Source organism: Actinacidiphila paucisporea, from assembly GCF_900142575.1.
Taxonomy (GTDB): Bacteria; Actinomycetota; Actinomycetes; order Streptomycetales; family Streptomycetaceae; genus Actinacidiphila; species Actinacidiphila paucisporea.
Genome location: NZ_FRBI01000024.1, coordinates 103,234 through 120,891 on the forward strand (window position 1 = coordinate 103,234; position 17,658 = coordinate 120,891).

The 17,658-nt window shown below is 71.1% G+C and carries 15 protein-coding genes; 8 read left to right on the plus strand and 7 right to left on the minus strand.

What is annotated here, in order from left to right; all coding sequences use genetic code 11:
- The first annotated feature begins 55 nt into the window (after nucleotides 1-55).
- From BUE44_RS28085 to BUE44_RS28115, 7 genes are all read left to right on the plus strand, one after another.
- Nucleotides 56-2,401 carry a glycosyl hydrolase family 18 protein gene (locus BUE44_RS28085; protein WP_073501806.1) on the plus strand — a complete coding sequence of 782 codons (2,346 nt, stop codon included), beginning with the start codon at nucleotides 56-58 and terminating at the stop codon, nucleotides 2,399-2,401.
- 177 nt (nucleotides 2,402-2,578) lie between these two features.
- Nucleotides 2,579-4,201 (plus strand): restriction endonuclease fold toxin-2 domain-containing protein, encoded by a 1,623-nt coding sequence (locus tag BUE44_RS28090; RefSeq protein ID WP_073501807.1) that lies wholly within the window; start codon nucleotides 2,579-2,581, stop codon nucleotides 4,199-4,201.
- Nucleotides 4,202-4,218: 17 nt separating this feature from the next.
- Entirely contained in the window at nucleotides 4,219-4,671 is a 453-nt protein-coding gene (locus tag BUE44_RS28095) for a hypothetical protein (protein WP_073501808.1), read from the plus strand.
- A gap of 88 nt (nucleotides 4,672-4,759) precedes the next feature.
- The gene (locus tag BUE44_RS28100) at nucleotides 4,760-5,494 is read left to right on the plus strand and encodes a dienelactone hydrolase family protein (protein ID WP_073501809.1); all 735 of its coding nucleotides are present in this window, start codon (nucleotides 4,760-4,762) and stop codon (nucleotides 5,492-5,494) included.
- 113 nt (nucleotides 5,495-5,607) lie between these two features.
- Nucleotides 5,608-6,480: a helix-turn-helix domain-containing protein gene (locus tag BUE44_RS28105; protein ID WP_073501810.1), complete on the plus strand. Its 873-nt coding sequence runs from the start codon at nucleotides 5,608-5,610 to the stop codon at nucleotides 6,478-6,480.
- Nucleotides 6,477-6,782, plus strand: coding sequence for a DUF397 domain-containing protein (locus tag BUE44_RS28110; protein ID WP_073501811.1), 306 nt, complete (start codon nucleotides 6,477-6,479; stop codon nucleotides 6,780-6,782). The genes BUE44_RS28105 and BUE44_RS28110 overlap by 4 nt, the downstream gene beginning before the upstream one ends.
- A gap of 105 nt (nucleotides 6,783-6,887) precedes the next feature.
- Nucleotides 6,888-8,015: a MerR family transcriptional regulator gene (locus BUE44_RS28115; RefSeq protein WP_200804547.1), complete on the plus strand. Its 1,128-nt coding sequence runs from the start codon at nucleotides 6,888-6,890 to the stop codon at nucleotides 8,013-8,015.
- Between the two features lie 80 nt (nucleotides 8,016-8,095).
- On the opposite strand, the gene BUE44_RS28120 is transcribed toward BUE44_RS28115, so the two are convergent.
- The 4 genes from BUE44_RS28120 to BUE44_RS28135 all read right to left on the minus strand — a co-directional run bounded on the left by BUE44_RS28120 (nucleotide 8,096) and on the right by BUE44_RS28135 (nucleotide 13,576).
- Complete coding sequence (locus BUE44_RS28120; protein ID WP_407640068.1) at nucleotides 8,096-9,667, minus strand: alpha-L-arabinofuranosidase B; 1,572 nt, start codon at nucleotides 9,665-9,667, stop codon at nucleotides 8,096-8,098.
- A 137-nt stretch (nucleotides 9,668-9,804) separates the two neighbouring features.
- Nucleotides 9,805-10,821 carry an ABC transporter permease gene (locus BUE44_RS28125; protein ID WP_073501813.1) on the minus strand — a complete coding sequence of 339 codons (1,017 nt, stop codon included), beginning with the start codon at nucleotides 10,819-10,821 and terminating at the stop codon, nucleotides 9,805-9,807.
- Complete coding sequence (locus tag BUE44_RS28130; RefSeq protein WP_073501814.1) at nucleotides 10,818-12,425, minus strand: sugar ABC transporter ATP-binding protein; 1,608 nt, start codon at nucleotides 12,423-12,425, stop codon at nucleotides 10,818-10,820. The genes BUE44_RS28125 and BUE44_RS28130 overlap by 4 nt, the downstream gene beginning before the upstream one ends.
- A complete protein-coding gene (locus BUE44_RS28135) occupies nucleotides 12,425-13,576 on the minus strand; it encodes a substrate-binding domain-containing protein (RefSeq protein WP_073501815.1) in 1,152 nt (383 codons plus the stop codon). The genes BUE44_RS28130 and BUE44_RS28135 overlap by 1 nt, the downstream gene beginning before the upstream one ends.
- A gap of 831 nt (nucleotides 13,577-14,407) precedes the next feature.
- On the opposite strand from BUE44_RS28135, the gene BUE44_RS28140 reads away from it, so the two are divergent.
- A complete protein-coding gene (locus BUE44_RS28140; protein ID WP_073501816.1) occupies nucleotides 14,408-14,914 on the plus strand; it encodes a hypothetical protein in 507 nt (168 codons plus the stop codon).
- Nucleotides 14,915-14,923: 9 nt separating this feature from the next.
- Here the strand turns inward: BUE44_RS28140 and BUE44_RS28145 are convergent, their stop codons facing one another.
- From BUE44_RS28145 to BUE44_RS28155, 3 genes are all read right to left on the minus strand, one after another.
- Nucleotides 14,924-16,087, minus strand: coding sequence for a phosphoserine transaminase (locus BUE44_RS28145; protein ID WP_073501817.1), 1,164 nt, complete (start codon nucleotides 16,085-16,087; stop codon nucleotides 14,924-14,926).
- 278 nt (nucleotides 16,088-16,365) lie between these two features.
- On the minus strand, nucleotides 16,366-16,854 hold the full coding sequence (locus BUE44_RS28150) for a YbaK/EbsC family protein (protein ID WP_073501818.1): 489 nt from the start codon (nucleotides 16,852-16,854) through the stop codon (nucleotides 16,366-16,368).
- Nucleotides 16,855-17,037: 183 nt separating this feature from the next.
- The coding region (locus BUE44_RS28155; RefSeq protein WP_456049213.1) for an L-arabinose isomerase family protein at nucleotides 17,038-17,658 on the minus strand (621 nt) is incomplete at its 5' end.

The window sequence follows — 17,658 nt, forward strand, 5'->3', positions numbered from 1 at the left end:
TCTCGGTTGTCCTGTGGGAGCCGCCCTCGCGCTTCCCCACACCCCGAGGAGAGCCGTGCCCACCGGACGCAGCACCAGATTACGGAGATCACCCCGCACCCTCGACCGTGCGCGCCGGCGGCTGGCCGCCGCGGTCGCCGGCTTCGCCACCCTCGCCCTCGCCCTCGCGCTGGCCGGCCTCACCGGCCTGAGCGCGCCGGCCGCGCAGGCCGCCGGCGCGGTCACCGCCGAATTCAGCAGCAGCGGCAGCGGCTCGTCGTGGACGGGCACCTACGTCGTCAAGAACGGCACCGCCGCCGCGGTGAACGGCTGGACCCTGGAATTCGACCTGCCGGCCGGCGTGAAGATCACCAGCGAGCTGTACGGCACCTCCACCGTCACCGGCTCGCACGTCGTCGCCTCCCCCGCCTACTACAACTCCACCGTTCCGGCGGGCGGTTCGACGTACCCGTACAGCTACACCTTCACCGCCTCGGGACCGCTGGGCACGCCCACCGGCTGCCTGGTCAACGGCGCCAAGTGCGACGGCAGCCCGGCCGTGCCGCCGCACGCGCCCACCGGCGTCGCCGTCGCGGACGCCACCGCCCACACCGTGAGCCTGCGGTGGACGGCCGCGGCCGTCGGGGACTTCCCGGTGGCCTCCTACGACGTGCTGCGCGCCGGGGCGGTCGTGGCGTCCAGCGCCACCACCACGGCGACCGTGCAGGGCCTGTCGCCCGCGACGGCCTACCAGTTCACGGTCAGGGCGAAGGACACCCGCGGCAACACCGGCGATCCCAGCGCCCCGGTCACCGCCACGACCTTCGACCCGGCCTCCGACACCGTCCCGCCGACAGCGCCCGGCAACCTCCGGGCGAGCGGCGTCACGTCGAGCACCGTCCAGCTGTCGTGGGACGCGGCCACCGACAACAACCGGGTCGCCGCCTACGACGTCTACCGCGGCGGCACGCTCGCCGCGACGCTGCCGGCCGACACGCGAACGACCACACTGACCGGCCTGGCCCCCGCCACCGCCTACACCTTCACCGTCAAGGCCCGCGACCTCGCCGACAATCCCTCGCCGGCGAGCACCGCGGTCACCGTGACCACCCTGGAGGCGGTCGGCAGCGGCGGTTACGCGAAGGTCGGCTACTTCGTGCAGTGGGGCATCTACGGCCGCCAGTATTTCGTGAAGAACCTGGACACCTCGGGCGCCGCGGCCAAGCTGGACGTCATCAACTACGCCTTCGGCAACGTCGATCCGGTGAACCTCACCTGCCTGAACGGGGTGACCAAGGCCACCACCGGCGACCCGGAGGACCCCAGCCAGGGCGACGGCGCCGGTGACGCCGAGGCGGACTACGGGCGGGCCTTCCCCGCCTCCCAGTCCGTCAACGGCCAGGCCGACGACGGATGGGGCAAGCTGCGCGGCAACTACAACCAGCTCAAGGAGCTGAAGGCCAAGTATCCGAACCTCAAGGTCGTGATCTCGCTGGGCGGTTGGACGTACTCGAAGTACTTCTCGAACGTCGCCGCGACGGACGCGTCCCGTAAGAAGTTCGTGTCGTCCTGCATCGACATGTACATCAAGGGCAACCTGCCCTCCTACGAGGGGGCGGGCGGCCCCGGCGTGGCCGCCGGCATCTTCGACGGCTTCGACCTGGACTGGGAGTGGCCCGGCTCGCCCGACGGCCACCCCGGCAACCACTACGCGGCCGCCGACAAGGCGAACCTCACCGCGCTGATCACCGAATTCCGTACCCAGCTCGACGCCCTGGGCGGCAGCCACAAGCTGCTCAGCGCCTTCACCCCGGCCGACCCCAACAAGATCGCCGCCGGCTGGGACCTCCCCCAGGTCTCGAAGTCCCTGGACATCGAGAACATCCAGGGCTACGACTTCCACGGCTCGGCCAGCGACAACTCCTGGGAGCCGGGCCGCACCGGCAGCCAGGCCAACCTCTACCCCGACCCCAACTCCCCCTACCCGCACGACTTCAGCGTCGACGCCGGCGTCCAGCTCTACCTCAACGCGGGCATCAGCCCCCGCAAGCTCACCATCGGCCTGCCCTTCTACGGCCGCGGCTGGCAACAGGTCACCGACGGCACAACCCACGGCCTCTGGCAGCCGGCTGGCGGCGCCGCACCCGGCCAGTTCGCCGAGGAAGCCGGCACCCGCGGCTACAGCAACCTCGTCACCGCCGTCCCCGGCCTGACCATCTACCACGACGACCAGTCCGTCGCGACCTACGGCTACACCGGCAACGGCGGCCAGTGGTGGTCCTTCGACGACACCTGGTCGATCGGCAAGAAGGCCGCCTACATCAAGTCCAAGCACCTCCTGGGCGCCATGATCTGGGAGATGTCGGGCGATACCCCGACCGGCACCCTGCTCAACGCCCTGTCCACCGGCCTCCAGCCCTGACCCCACCTCCCCACCCCTCCGCGGGCCCCGCCCCCCTTCCCCCTGGCGGGGCCCGCGGCCCCGGGCCCCGGCCGGGCCCGGCGGATTCCAGCCGTTGTCCGCCGGCACCGCCCGGCGGAGCGGGGGCCGCTTCTACCCTGCGGGCAGGGGGAGTTGTTCGAGGGGGGGGAGAGACGCATGGGGTTGCCGCCGGACTTACAGGTCGTCGCCGACGCGATGATGGGTGCGTCGATGGAGATGGTCACCACGGTGATGCCCGGCGCCCGGGACACCGCGATCGCCGTCTTCCACGAGCTGGACCGCCAGAAGGGCATGGCGGGTGGCGACGACGCGGGGCACGACTTCGCGAAGGTCTACACGTCCGCTGCCGCGGAGACGCTGGACCAGATGGGTTACAGCGCATACGTGATGGGCGCGAGCGGCCGGGCGCTGATGCGCAGCGCCCGGGAGTTCATCGCCCAGGAGGACGCGACCGCCGCGCTGTTCATGGGGCGGCAGCCCGACCCGACCACCTCCATGGGCGATCCGGCCGAGGACTGCGAGGAGTCCTTCCTCGGCCTCGGCGAGGACCTGCCCGAGGTCGTCGGCGAGACGGCCTTCTCCGATCAGTACCTCGGCACGGGCGCCTCAGGCGGGCGCTTCCGCGGCTCGCCGGACAAGCTGCGGGACGTCGCCGGCACCTGGGAGCGGGCCGGGACCCTGATGCAGCGCTTCCTTGTCGACGCGCAGGGCTGCGGCCACACCGCGGACAAGGCCCACTCCGGCCTGGCGGCCGACGCCTTCCGCGCCCACTTCACGGCCTTCATCGGCTTCGACCCGCCGCCGACGCTGGCCCAGCAGGACGAGACCCTGGTCGCCAACCTCGTCGCCGCCTGCGACCAGCTCGCGCAGGCGTGCCTGCAGTACGCCGCGCACATCGAGCAGGCCCTGCAGACCATCCGGCAGGACCAGCTGAATCCTTTCCACTCGGAATCGCCCTTGCACAGCCCGCTGTTCGGCGGCAACGGAGACGACGGCGGCCTGAAGGACGCGATACGCGAAGACCCGTGGATCCACGCCCTGGGCGATGTCGCCCATGCCCTGGACACCTCCCGCAGCCGCGTCAAGCTCCCCCATGACGACGGCCCCCACCACCACTGGTACGACCTCCCCGGCCTCCCTCTGATCCCGGTCCCGATCCCCGAGCCTGTCCCCCTGGTCCTGGCCGCCTATCCTGGCGCCGCACCGGGGCTGCTGCCGGCCGCGTACCGGGACCCGAACGCGACCATCCCGTGGGCCCCGCCGATCCCGCCCGCGGCGGGCACGACCACGCCGCTGAGTCCAGCGCAGCGGCAGGAGTTCATCACCTGGGTCGACGGACTGCGACCAGTCGACTTCGGCGGTGCCAGGAACCCGGGCAACCCGGACAACGCCTACCAATTGCGGGTGGCCGGGTACCCGGAACGAGTGATCCCACTCAGCGGTGTGCCCTGGCCGGCCATCGCCGCGGACGGAATGCGCCCCTCCGACGGCTATATGGTCGACGCCAAGTACGTGCGGAACGAGCAGAACTGCTACCGGCGGCCCAGCACCTTCGAGATAGAGCAGGAATACCGCGCCGACGGGACACCGAAGTGGAACCCCGACACCTTCGCGGTCCCTGACGACCGCAAGGAGCTGCAGAAATACAAGGCAGCCATCGCACAGCACCAGCAGATCCGCGGCCTGGAGATCGACACCAACTTCTCCGAATCGCAGGCTTACTGGCAGACGCTGATGGAGGAAGAGGGCGTGACCGGCGTCGCACGATATGTACCGTGAAGGCACAGGATGGTGACATGGACGAGGATTCCCCGACGCTCTTCTGCTTCTACCCCGCCTCGGGCGACTGGCATGGCTGGAATCTGGAGCTGGCGGGTTTCGACGCGGCGCTCGGTGCCGGGTTCCCGCACACGCACAGCGACTTCAGAGGGCGCGGCGGGCCGGCCGACGTGCCGCGGCTCGATTTCGTGGCGACCACCGACGACGACATCGTCTACGAAGGGCACGCCAGCGTGGTGTCCCGGGACTATGTCGCGGTCAGCGGGACCGCCGCGGAGGTCTCCCGCTTCGTCATCTGGCTGCGAGCAGCCGTCGTACCCCCGGCGGGGGCCGTCTGGTTCACCTCCCGCGCCGCCCTCGACGCCGGTCTCCGGGAGCGCGAGTGGCCGGTCCCCGACACCGGCGGTCGACCCGAGGTCGAGGAAGCGCTTCTCCAGCACCTCCGTGACGTGGAGGCCGCGCAGGCGTAGGGCTCATCGGGGCCCGCGGGCTTGGCGGCGGTTCTGCCGGGGGTGAACTCCGGCCCGGGCGGCGCCCGCGGTCGCTAGCGTCGGATTCATGACGACGGTGACCACGCGTACGGTCGAATACCCCGCTGACGGCCTGACGATGGTCGGGCACCTCGCGCTGCCGGCCGGTACCGGCCGCCGGCCGGCGGTTCTGGTCGGGCCCGAGGGGCCGGGGCTGAACGACTTCCAGCGGCGGCGGGCCGACGCCCTGGCCGAACTGGGGTACGTGGCCATGGCCTTCGACATCAACGGCGGGCGGTGGTTCACCGACCCGGAGGAGATGCTGGCCTACGTGATGCCGATGCTCGCCGATCCCGACCGGATGCGCGGCATCGGCCACGCGGCGCTCGACGTCCTGCGGGCGGAGCCGCGTACCGACCCCGACCGTATCGGCGCCGTCGGCTACGGCACCGGGGGCGCGATCGCGCTGGAACTCGGGCGGGACGGCGTCGACTTCCGGGTGATCGCGACGGTCAACGCGCTGACCACGGGCCGGCCGGGCGAGGCGGCGCGCATCCGCTGCCCGGTGTGGGTGGGGGTCGGGTCCGAGGACCCGATCATGCCGCCCGCTCAACGGGACGCCTTCACCGCCGAGATGCAGGCCGCGGGCGTCGACTGGCGCCTCGTGGTCTACGGCGGCGCCGCACACGCCTTCCACCACCCGTCGGTGGGCCACGCCGTCCGCCCCGGCGTGGCCCACCACGAACTGCACGCGCGGCGAGCGTGGAACGACGTGGTCAACCTGCTCGCCGAGTGCCTGCCGGTGACGGCGCAAGCCGCGTAGTACGCGTACGCTGCGGCAGCGTACGCGCACAGATCGTAGACAGTACGCATCACCGTCAGTAAGGCTTGCTTCCGGAGAGTGCCCATGGGCGGCACCCCGGGAGGAGGCCGGAGATGGCCGATGGTACGGGCGGGACGGAAGACGAGGACGAGGGCGGCAAAGCCGGAGGTGAACCCGAGTCGTCCGACAGCTTGCGGACGTTCGGGGCGGTCGTGCAGGCGCTGCGCAACCACTCCGGCCTCAGCCGGGAGGAGTTGGGGCGCGAGGTCGGGTATTCGAAGCACACGGTCGCCTCCGTCGAGGTGGGCCGCCGCATGCCGGACGTGGACTTCATCGACCTCGGCGAGGCGGCACTCGGCAATACCGGCGCTTTAAAGGCGGCCTACAAGCACCTCACGCGGGAGCAGGGGCTTGCCGCCTGGTTCCGGCGGTGGGCGCGGCTGGAGCTGACGGCGATCAGCTTGTACACGTACGAATGCCGCGTGATCCCGGGCCTGCTGCAGACCGAGGCCTATGCGCGGGCGGTGTCGTTGAGCGTGCCGCCCCTCGCGGGTGAGGCCGCCGTCGGACAGCGGGTGGCCAAGCGGCTCGACCGGCACAAGCTGCTCTCGACGGACCGCGAACGGCCTTGCGCGTTCAGCTTCATCCTGGAACAGGCTGTCCTGGAGAGGTGGACAGGCGGACCCGACGTCACACGGGAGTTGTACGACCACCTGCTGGACGTCAGTGCCCGGCACTGGAACGTCGAGTTGCAGATCATGCCGCTGCGGCAGCCAGTGCATGCTGGCCATGACGGCCCGTTGCAATTGCTGGAGACGCCCGAGAACCGCTGGTTCGCCTACTCCGAGGGACAGAAGAACGGGCGGCTCATCGCTGACCCGAAAGAGATCAGCGTCCTCCAGCAGCGATATGCAAAACTGCGCTCACAGGCCCTCACCCCCGACGACTCCAGGGGCCTGCTGGAGCGAATGCGAGGAGCACTATGACCACGCCCGGCCTGGTCTGGTTCAAGAGCAGCTACAGCGGCTCGCAGGGTGACGACTGCATCGAGGTCGCCGTGGACTGGCAGAAGTCCAGCTACAGCGGCTCGCAAGGCGACAACTGCGTCGAGGTCGCCCTCGGCTGGCACAAGTCCAGCCACAGCAGCGGCAGTGAAGGCGACTGCGTCGAGGTCGCCGAGTGCCCGGGCACGGTCCACGTACGGGACTCCAAGGACAAGGAGGGGCCGCAACTCGCCTTCTCCCCCACCGCCTGGGCCGACTTCATCGCCTACGCCCGCGCCCTCTGAACCCTTCCGCCACGCGCCCCGCACCGGATCATCCCGGCTGCGGGGCGCGGCCGTGACGTCAGCGGGAATAGCGACCTGCTTGACCCTCACGTGACGTCATGCCGCATGGTCGGTGGCGTGGAAGAGCACCTGACCGTGGGACGCGTGGCCGAGCTGGCCGGCGTCACCGTCCGCACCCTGCACCACTACGACGAGATCGGGCTCGTCCGTCCGTCCGCCCGGACCGCGGGCGGATACCGGGCCTACGCGGCGGGGGACGTGGAGCGGCTGCGGGAGGTGCTCGCCTACCGGCGGCTGGGCTTCGGACTCCGCGAGATCGCGGATCTGGTGGACGACCCGGCCACCGACGCGGTCGCGCATCTGCGCCGGCTGCGCGGCCTGCTGCTGGAGCAGCGCGACCGCGCCGCCGCGATGGTGACGGCCATCGACAGGGAACTGGAGGCACGCGCCATGGGGATCAGCACACCACCGGAGGAACAACTCAGGGTGTTTGGAGCGCAGTTGTACGAGGCCATCGGGTCGGCCTACCCGGCGACCCGGCGCACAGAGCCGCGGATCGCCGCGAAGGTCTGGGAGGCGCTCGGGGACGCGCGCACGGTGCTGAACGTCGGGGCCGGCACCGGCTCGTACGAGCCGCCGGACCGCGATGTCACGGCGGTGGAGCCGTCGGCGGTGATGCGCGCGCAGCGTCCCGCGGGGGCGGCGCCGTGCGTGGCCGCCAGTGCGGAGAGCCTGCCGTTCGAGGACCAGTCCTTCGACGCCGCGATGGCCTTCAGCACCGTTCACCACTGGCAGGACCCGATCGCGGGGCTGCGCGAGATGCGCCGCGTGGCCCGCCGCGTGGTGGTGTTCACCTACGACGCCAGCACGACCGGCTGGCTGGAGCGGTTCTGGCTCACCCGCGACTACCTGCCGGAATTCGCCGGGCTGCTCACCGAATGGCCGTCGCTGGCCGACCTGACGCGCGCGATCGGGGGCCGCGCCGAGCCGGTGCTCGTGCCGTGGGACTGCGCCGACGGCTTCTTCGAAGCCTACTGGCGCCGGCCCGAGGCGTATCTGGACGAGGATGTGCGCCGCGCGGTGTCGGTGTGGACGCGGGTCGGGGCGCGGGCCGAGAAGCGGGCCGTGGACGCGCTCCGCGCCGACCTTGACTCAGGCAGGTGGGCCGAACGCAACCGGGACCTCGTCGCCCTCGACTCCGCCGAGTTGGGCCTCCGCCTGCTCGTGGCCTGACCCGCCGGTCGGGGCCGGCCAGCGCCGGCCGGGGCCGTACCACCGGCGCCACCGGTGGTACGGCCTCGGCGCGTGGGGGTTTACGGCGTCCAGGGGGACGCGGTCGCCCAGCTCACGTCGTCCGCCCAGGAGGTGGCGGAGTCCCAGGCGTTGGAACCGCCGTTCGAGGCGATGTAGACGTTGTAGTTGAAGTGGCGCAGGTACTTGTCGGGGAAGTTGACGGACTGGAGCGAGTAGCCCTGCCCGTTCTGGCCGCTCTGCGGGCAGAAGGTCGCGTCCTGCTGGAAGGTCGAACTGCCGTCGCTCGCGGCCAGTTGGAGCTTGTAGTTGTAGTGGCGCAGGTACTGGCCCGACTTGTTCGCGGACTCGAAGGACACGCAGGAGCTGTTGGCGAGGCCCGCGCGCACGATCCAGGTGGCGTCGGCCTTGGCGGTGGCCGTGCTGGACGAGGTGACCGAGGAGATGACGACGTTGGTGTCCGCGTCGTCGTGCGTGATGTAGTCGCCGGTGCAGCACGAGGTCGTCGCTCGCAGGGACAACCTGCTGCCGGCGGCGGGGAAGCCCGAGCCGCCCCCGGACGAGCCGTTGCCGTAGGCGACGGAGGTGATGTTCGCCTGGACGGCGTTCTCCGTCGCGTCGGAGGGGTAGCCGGAGGTCATCACGCCCTCGTAGAAGGTGCCCTGGGCGCCCTTGCTGTTGTCGCCGCCGATGCCGAGGATGATCGCGCCCTGCTTCTTCATCGGGTTGTAGCCCGAGACGTTGGGGCGTACGCCGTCGTAGAAGGTGGACAGGCCGCCGGACTGCGCGTTGCCGCCGCGGATGGCCCAGTGGTTGGGGCCGCCCTTGATGATGGCGGTGGTGTAGCGGTAGTTGATCGTCGGGTCATTCGAGTTGAGGTGCTGGTTGACGCCGGAGAAGAGGCCGTTCTCCAGGTCGGCCATGATCCAGGGGCCGTTGCCCGAACCGTAGCCCCAGACCTTGATGTTGCCGAAGTAGATGGCTTCCATCGTGCCGTTGCCGTCGTCGCGGCTGTCGGTCTCGGCGTTGCCGTAGTCGAAGCAGCAGCCGCCGTTGTAGTGGGTGCCGTCGAAGATGGCGTACATGCCCTCGGGGTTGTCGCCGGTGGCGATGCCGCTGGTGTGGTCGTTGCGGTAGCCGGTGCCGGGGGCGACGAAGACGCCGTAGGCCTTGTGGCCGGCCACGGTGGTGGGCGCCGCGGTGGCGTTGGCGAGGTTGTCCGGGCCGCCGGCCGCGCCGCCGGCGGGCGCCTGGGTGAGGTTGTTGCCGCGGCCGGACTGGTCGTAGATCACCGTGATCACGCAGCTCGTGCCGGAGCAGAAGGAGTCCTGCGCGGCGGCGTTGGCGTAGCCCCCGGCGCTCAGGACGCCGATGTTCTGCGTGGCGTTGTCCGACGCGCGCCTGACCTGGTAAAGCGAGCCGTTGTACGAGCCGTACAGCGCGCGGGTGGTGCTGTGTGCCGCCACGCACGGCGTACCGCCGGACGCGTAGATGTCGCAGGGCCCGGAGACGGCCGCCTGCGAGGCCGGCGAGGTGCCGGCCAGGATTCCGGCGATCAGCGCGACGACGGCGGTGACCGCCAACGCCCACTTTCTGACGTGCTGTTGGAGATGTGCTGCCACGGGTACGGACACGGAGTCCTCCTCCGGTGTGGGGGGTGGGGAGACGCACGGCCTGGGGGCGCGGGCTGTCCGCGGGCAGGCCGAAGGGCGGCCCGGCGCCCGTGGGGGGCGCCGGGACCTGCACGGGTGGAGCGGGGTGGAGCGGGGGCTCAGCTGCGGCGGGCGACGCTTCTGGCGCGCAGCCGGTCGGCGGTGATGGCCACCCCGAGGACGCAACCGAGCACGATGTTGGTGTAGTTGGAGTTGATCTGGAGTGTGGTGAGCCCGTTGTTGATCAGTTCGAGCAGGATGGTGCCCGCCACGATGCCGACGATGCGGCCCTGGCCGCCGACCAGGCTCACCCCGCCGATGACGGCCGCGGCGATCGCGGACAGCTCCCAGCCGACGCCGACCCCGCTGGCCGAGCCGACACCCATCCGGCCCAGCACCATGATCCCGGCGAAGGCGGACAGCAGCGAACTGGTCACGTACATCGAGATGATGCGCCGGTCCCCGCGGATGCCGGCCAGCCGGGCCGCCTCCGCGTTGCCGCCGACCGCGTAGACCTGGCGGCCCGCGTAGGTGCGTTCCAGGAAGAACCAGGCGACGACGGCGACGATCACGAAGAGGATGAGCGGCAGCGGGACCTGGGCCACGTACGTCTGCCCGACGTCGCCGAAGAAGCCGCCGATGCCGGTGATCGAGGTGCCGGAGGTGATGGCGAGCGTGACGCCCTGGGCGACGGTGTAGGTGACCAGGGTGACGACGAAGGGCGGCATCTTCAGCCGGGTGACGGCGAGTCCGTGGATGAGGCCCACCGTGCCGGCGATGACCAGGGTGACCAGGACGGCGAGGACGGGCGGCAGGCCGGCCCGTACGTTGAACCACGACATCAGGATGACGCTGGTGCCCAGCAGCGCCCCGACCGACAGGTCGATGCCGCCGGTGAGGATCACCAGGGACTCGCCGATCGCGATGAGGCCGTACTGCGCCAGGTCGAAGCCCATACCCTGGAGGTTGACGGCGCTGGCGAAGGTGGACTTGTCGATCGCGAGCGCGGCGAAGACGACCACGCAGGCGGCCACGACGCCGACTTCGGGGGTCTCGGCCAGCCGCCGGACCAGGGACGTACGCGGCGACGTACCGTCGTCCAGGTCCGCGAGGGCCGGGGCGGTGCTGGTCTTCATGCGTGAGCCTTCCCTTCGCCGGACGTGCCGGCGTCCTCCGTGCGGCCGGACGGCGCACCGGCCCCGGAACCGGCCGCCGCGGTCATGATCACTTCCTTGCCGAACCGCTCCCGCGGGATGTCCGCGACGATGCGGCCGCGGGCCATCACCACGATGCGGTGGCAGATCCAAAGCAGTTCCTCCAGTTCGGAGGAGGCGACCAGGACGGCGAGGCCGTCCTGCGCGGCCGTGTCGATCAGGTGGTAGATCTCCGCCTTGGCGCCGACGTCGACCCCGCGCGTCGGCTCGTCGAGCAGCAGCAGCTTGGGCTTCGCGGCGAGCCAGCGGCCGAAGACCGCCTTCTGCTGGTTACCGCCGGACAGCGAGCTGATCGGCTGCTCCTGGCTGTGCAGGCGCACCCCGAGGTCCTTGACGATGCGGGCCGCGTGCTCCTTGTCGTGCCGGGGCCGCAGCACACCGCGGCGGCTGATCCGGCGCAGGGTGGTGAGCGTGACGTTCCAGCGCACGGAGTGCGCCGGCAGCAGCGACTGGACCTTGCGGTCCTCGGGCACCAGGCCGATGCCGGCCGCGACCGAGTCGGCCGGGTGCCGCGGGTGGAAGTCGGCGCCGTCGAAGGCCACCGAGCCGCCGGTGCGCGGCTGGGCGCCCATCACCGTGTGCAGCAGCCGGCTGCGGCCGGAGCCCATCAGGCCCGCCACGCCCACGATCTCGCCGGCCCGTACGTCCAGGTCGACCGGGCCGAGGCCGTCCGCGGTCAGCCCCCGTACGCTCAGCGTCGCCGTACGCTCCACGGACGACGGCGGCGCCAGGTCCGCGCGGGCCAGCTCGCTGCCGACCATCTCGCGGATCATCCGCTCCTCGGTCGCCTCGGCCGGCGTCAGGTCCGCGACCAGACGGCCGCTGCGCAGCACCACCACCCGGTCCGCGACCGACCGCACCTCGTCCAGCCGGTGCCCGATGAAGAGCACCGCTCCCCCGGCGGCGGCGTGCGTACGTGCCAGGTCCAGCACGCGCTCGGCCTCGACCGGGCCGAGGGAGGAGGTCGGCTCGTCCAGGATCAGCACGACCGGGCGGTGGCCCCAGGCCTTGGCGATCTCGATCATCTGCCTTACGGGGACCGGGAATCGGCCGACCGGGCGGTCGACGTCGACACCGGTCACCCCGACCTCGGCCAGCAGCGTCCTGGCCTCCGCCCTGGTGCCCGCCCGGTCGACCACCACCTTGCCGAGCGGGCGGGTGCCGGCGCGCTGCGGGCGGCGGCCGAGCAACAGGTTCTCGGCCACGCTGAGTTGGCCGACGAGCGGGAACTCCTGCGCCACCATGGCCACTCCCATGTCGCGGGAGTGGTCCGGCCGGCCGGCGTGCAACTGCCGTCCGGCGATGGTGATGGCGCCGGTGGTGGGGGTGACGGTGCCGGACAGCACGCCCATCAGCGTGGACTTGCCCGCGCCGTTCTCGCCGACCACCGCCACGATCTGGCCGCGGGCCAGGTCGAGTCGGGGGATGTCGAGCACCTTCACCGGCCCGTAGACCTTGCTCACGTCACGGAGCGAGACGGCGATGTCGGTGGGCGCGCTCGTCCGCTCGCTGACCGGCGTGCCCATCAGCCGATGCCCAGTTGGGTGAGCTTGGCCTGGTAGTCGCTGAGGTTGGACTGCGTCACCAGGCCCACGCCCGAGCTGATGGTGCTGCCGTCGGACTCCAGGTACGGCTTGACCAGGTCGAGGGTGGCCTGCTTGCCCAGCACCTTGAGCGCCGCCAGCAAGTACGCGCCGGTGTAGCCCTGCTGGTACGGCTCCTGGAGGACGGTGGCCTGGATGACGCCCGACTTCACGAACTTGAGGGTCTGCGGGTCGCTGTCGTCCGAGACGATCTTGACCCGGCCGGTCTTGCCCGCCGCCTGCACGGCCTGGCCCGCGGAGGGACCGTCGTAGGAGTAGACGCCGTAGAGGCCGTTGATGTTCGGGTTGGTCTGGATGGCGGTCTGCGCGTTGGTGAGCGCCTTGGCCGCGTCCATGCCGTCGCTGAGCTTCTGCGCGACCTTGATGCCGGTGCCCTTGATCGCGTCCTCGAAGCCCTGGATGCGCTCCACGGCGTTGGACGTGGTAAGGGATCCGACCAGGATCACCACCTGGCCCTTGCCGCCGAGCGCCTGCTTCATCGCCTCGCCGGCCTTCTGCCCCGCCTGGTAGTTCGGGGTGCCGAGGTAGAGGGCGGCACCGTCCTCCTTCGGCAGCGGCGAGTCGATCGCCAGTACCGGGATGCCGGCGCTGTTCGCCGACGCGATCGGGGCCTTGATGGCGGTCGGGTCGATCGCCGAGACGCTCAGGCCCGTGATGCCCTGGCCGCGCAGCGTCTGGATGATCGACAGCTGCTGGTCGAGCCGGCCGTTGGCCGGGGCCTGGTAAGTGCCCTTGACGCCGAGGTCCTTGAGGCCCTTGTTGAAGCCGATCTTGCCGGCGTTCCAGTAGTCGACGGCGACGTTCACGACCATCGCCTCGTCCAGCTTCGACAGGTCCTTGCCGGCCAGCGCCGCCTTCAGGGCGTCGTCCAGCTTGGCGAGGTTGGCGTCGTTGAAGGTGATGTCGCCCTGGATCGCCGCGGCGGGGGCGTTCGAGGCCGAGCCGGTGCCTCCGGCGGCGGAACCCGAGTCCGAACCCGAGCCCGCCCCGCTCTTGCTGCACGCCGCCGCACCGACCATCACCGCGAGCACGACGGCCGCGGCTCCGCAGCGGCGTGCCAGCCCCGGCCTCATCCCCTGCCCGGCTCGTCCGACCCGCACACTCCGCACTGCACCCATGACCAACATCCCGTCCGGAAAGGCCTCGCAGCCATTTGTTAGCGCTCACATATTGCTCGCGCGAAAGATCCCATTCGCGTCTTCCCGCCGCACCGGCGCGCAGGTCGGCACGACCCGTATTGCCCGCCGGTGGGCGGGTGCCCACGGTGACCACGACCAGGAGATGCCGATGCCGCGCGATGGCACCCCTTCTCCCGCGTCTCACTGACGCCCGCACGTGCCAGGAGCACCACGGCGCCGGTCCGGCGTCGCAGGAGCGGCAGCGGTGCGCGCCTCTCCCGGACTCCGTCGTCTCCGAGAATGTTAGCGTTCACTGAGTGCCCGTCAAGACGTCTCGCACAAATTCGGCTTCCCAGCCGGGGGTTGGGAACGCGGCACGTTTCCGGGCGGGCCGGGGGCGCACCTCCGCGCCGTGCGGGCGCTGACGCGCCCCCGCGCGGACCGCTCGCGCGCCCCCGGCACCGAGGGGCCCGCGAAGGGCGCCCACCAGGGGCGCGGGGAACTGCGCGCGCAACCACCCACCCCACCGACGGTCCGGGACGCACCGAACGGGCCCCACCGGACGGTGGCGACCCGAGCCGCGCGGGCGGTCACGCGGACGCGGCGCCGGGGCGCCCACCAGGGGCGCGGGGAACTGTGCCCGCAACCACCCACCCGAGGCGGGACACACCGAACAGGCACCCTCGGACGGTGGCGGCCGAGCCCCGCGCGGGCGGTCGCCGGGGCGCACGGCCTGGTCTCTCCCCGTACGGCCCGCGCCCAGCGCTCAGCTCGCATACTGGTCCGATGAGTCCGCTCTCCTCACAGCTTCGGTTCCGGGACCCGCGCAGCACGAAATACCACTTCCTCGCGTCGGTCCTCGTGTGCTGTCCCGGCTGCGAGAAGATCGCTCACGTCGTGGCAGGTCCGGACTCGGCCGGAGCGCGCGATCCGGGTCTCTTCGCACCGAGGCGGCTCGTGTGCCGTAACTGCGGGCTGGCGAAGGAATGGAGCGGGGGAGCCGTGGCCCTGCACCGGGGCCGGTACGGGCCGGCCACAGACCCGTACTTCGGCGTGCGGCTGTGGCTGCAGACCGAGACGCGGCACGGGTGGGTATGGGCCTACGACCTGGAACACCTGGATCTGATCAGACGATTCGTGCGGGCGCGGCTCCGTGAAGGGATTCCCTGGCACGACCACGGCCGGAAGATGACCGTGGTGGCCCGCCTGCCCGCATGGATGCAGCAAGCCAGGAACCGTGACGAGGTGCTGCGGGCCATCGACCGCGTCCACGCCTCGCTGCTCCGCGCATGATCGCGCCGCTCATCCGTACTCCCCCAACGTCTCGGCGAAGGCCCAGTCGATCCAGGGCAGCAGCAGGGCGATGTCATCGGTGTCCACGGTGGGGCCGCCCCAGATACGGACGCCGGGCGGCGCCTCGCGGTGGCCTTCGATGTCGTATCCGGCGCCCTCGGCCTCGACCCGCTCGCACAACCGGGTGGTGAACCGGCTCCGTTCCTGGCGGGGCAGTCCGTCCAGGACCGGGTGGGTGAAGGTCAGGCAGATGCTGGTCGAGGAGACCGTGGCCGGATCGGCGGCCAGGAAGCGTACGTACGGGTGGTCGACCACCCAGGCGGCGACCGCCTCCAGGTTCCGCCGGGAGCGGGCCAGCATCTCCGGGAGCCCGCCGATGCGTTCGCACCAGTCCAGTGACGTCAGCACGTCCTCGACGGCGAGCATCGAGGGCGAGTTGATGAAGAAGCCGTCGAAGACGTCGTCGAGCAGGTGCCCTTCGCGGGCGATGCGGAAGAGTTCCGGTACGGGGCGGTCGGGCCGGTAGGCCGCGAGGCGTTCGACGGCCGCCGGGGACAGGGCCAGCATCCCGTGGGCGCCTTCGCCGCCGAGCGCCTTCTGCCAGGACCAGGTGACCGCGTCGAGCTTCGTGAAGTCGACGTCCATGCCGAAGACCGCGGAGGACGCGTCGCACAGCGTGAGGCCGTCGCGGACCTGCGGGATCCACTCGGCGTCGGGGACGCGGACCCCCGAGGTGGTGCCGTTCCAGGGGAAGACGACGTCGTGGCCGAAGTCGACCCGGCGCAGGTCGGGCAGGTGCCCGTAGTCGGCGAGGTGGACGGTCACCTCGGGCAGGCCCAACTGCTCGGCCACGTCGGTCAACCAGGTGTACCCGAAGCTCTCCCAGCAGCACACGTCGACGGCGGTGTGGCCCAGCAGATTCCACATCGCGGTCTCCATCGCGCCGGTGTCGGAACCGGGCACGACCGCCAACCGGTAGTCGGGCGGGAGCCCGAGGACCTGCGCGGAGCGCGCGATCACCTCCCGCAGCCGCGCCCGCCCCTCGGGGTGGCGGTGCGAGCGCCCGACGAACGCCCCCTTGAGGTCGCCGGGGTCCCATCCCGGCCGCTTGGCGCTCGGCCCGGACGAGAACCACGGCCGCTCAGGTTTGAGTTGGGGCTTGCGCGCACGCAATGGTGGCCCTTCCCTGGGGGTCGCGCCGCTGCTCAGCGGCTGAGGCTGAGGTGGGGAGGACGGTGGTGACGCCCGAGGTGGCGAGGAAGCCGGCCGGTGCTGGAAGTACAGGAGAGAAGTACAGGAGAGCGGGAACCGTCAGGGCCTGGAAGGGGCCCCGCGCTGCATGCTGAGAACCCGCGATATTTTCACAGCGGTCGCCGCTCGTCGTCAAGGCGGCCAGAAGCGCGCCGCTCCTGGCCGCCTTGACGAGAGGCGGCGACCGCGACGATCGGCTTTCAGACCTGGGTGATCGGCTCGATACGCGGGTTCGCGATGGCCAGGTAGTCCTTGGTGGACAGCGCGATGGTGCGGTCGAGGCGGCCCGCGTTGAAGAACACCTCGTCGAATTCGAGCAGTTCAGGGTCCATGAACAGGCCCATCCGCTCGTCGAAGGAGAAGGGCGGGATGGTCCCGACGGGGGTGCCGGCCAGCTCCTCGGCGACCTCGGGCGTGGCGAAGGAGGCGTAACTGCCGTTGCACAGCGCCTTCATACGGCCGAAGTCGACCCGCCGGTCGCCGGGAAGGACCGCCGCCGCGTACCGCTTCTCCTTCTTGCCGACCTTCACCATGATGACGATGCACTTGGCCGCCTGGCGCGGGTCGTGGCCGCGCAGCCGGCTGACCGCCTCGGTCACTCCTTCGGGTTCGTGCTCGATGACCCGATAGCTGGCGCCCCGCTCGTCGAGAAGGGTGATCAGCTTGCCGTACACGTCCTCGGAGGCCATCGGTGCCACTGCTTTCTGACGGGAGAAGTGTGTCCGCCGGAAGGACGTCCGCCGCGCGGAAAGCCGTGCGGGAAAGCGCGGTGTGCCTGCTTGCCGGGCTGTCGAGCCTACCCGATCCGACGTGGCGTCAGATGGGCCCGGCATCGGCGGGCCCGGTCCGGGCCGCAGGCTGAGGGCCGCGGGCTAGAGGCCGCGGGCGAGGTGGTAATAGGCCTGGTTCCAGCGGATCTCCTTGGCGAACTGGCGGATGTCGGTGTCGGTGTCGATCATGAGCAGTTCGGTGCCGAGGAGGTCGGCGAGGTCGGTGAGTTCTTCCGCGCCGATCGCGGTGGACAGCACCGTGTGGTGCGGGCCGCCGGCTGTCAGCCAGGCCTCGGTGGAGGTGCGCAGGTCGGGTTCGGGGCGCCAGACCGCGCGGGCGACGGGCAGCGCGGGCAGCGGTTCGAGCGGGGGGACGATCTCGATCCGGTTGGCGACCAGGCGGAAGCGGTCGCCCATGTCGGCCAGGCCGACGACGACCGCGGGGCCGGGCGCGGCGTCGAAGACCAGCCGGACCGGGTCCTGGCGGCCGCCGATGCCCAGCGGGTGGATCTCGCAACTGGGCCGGCCACCCGCGATGGTCGGGCACACCTCCAACATGTGAGCGCCCAGGATCAGTTCACTGCCCGGTGCGAGGTGGTAGGTGTAGTCCTCCATGAACGACGTGCCGCCGGGCAGCCCCGCACCCATGGACTTCACCGTGTGGAGCAGGGTCGCGGTCTTCCAGTCGCCCTCGCCGCCGAAGCCGTAGCCGTCGGCCATCAG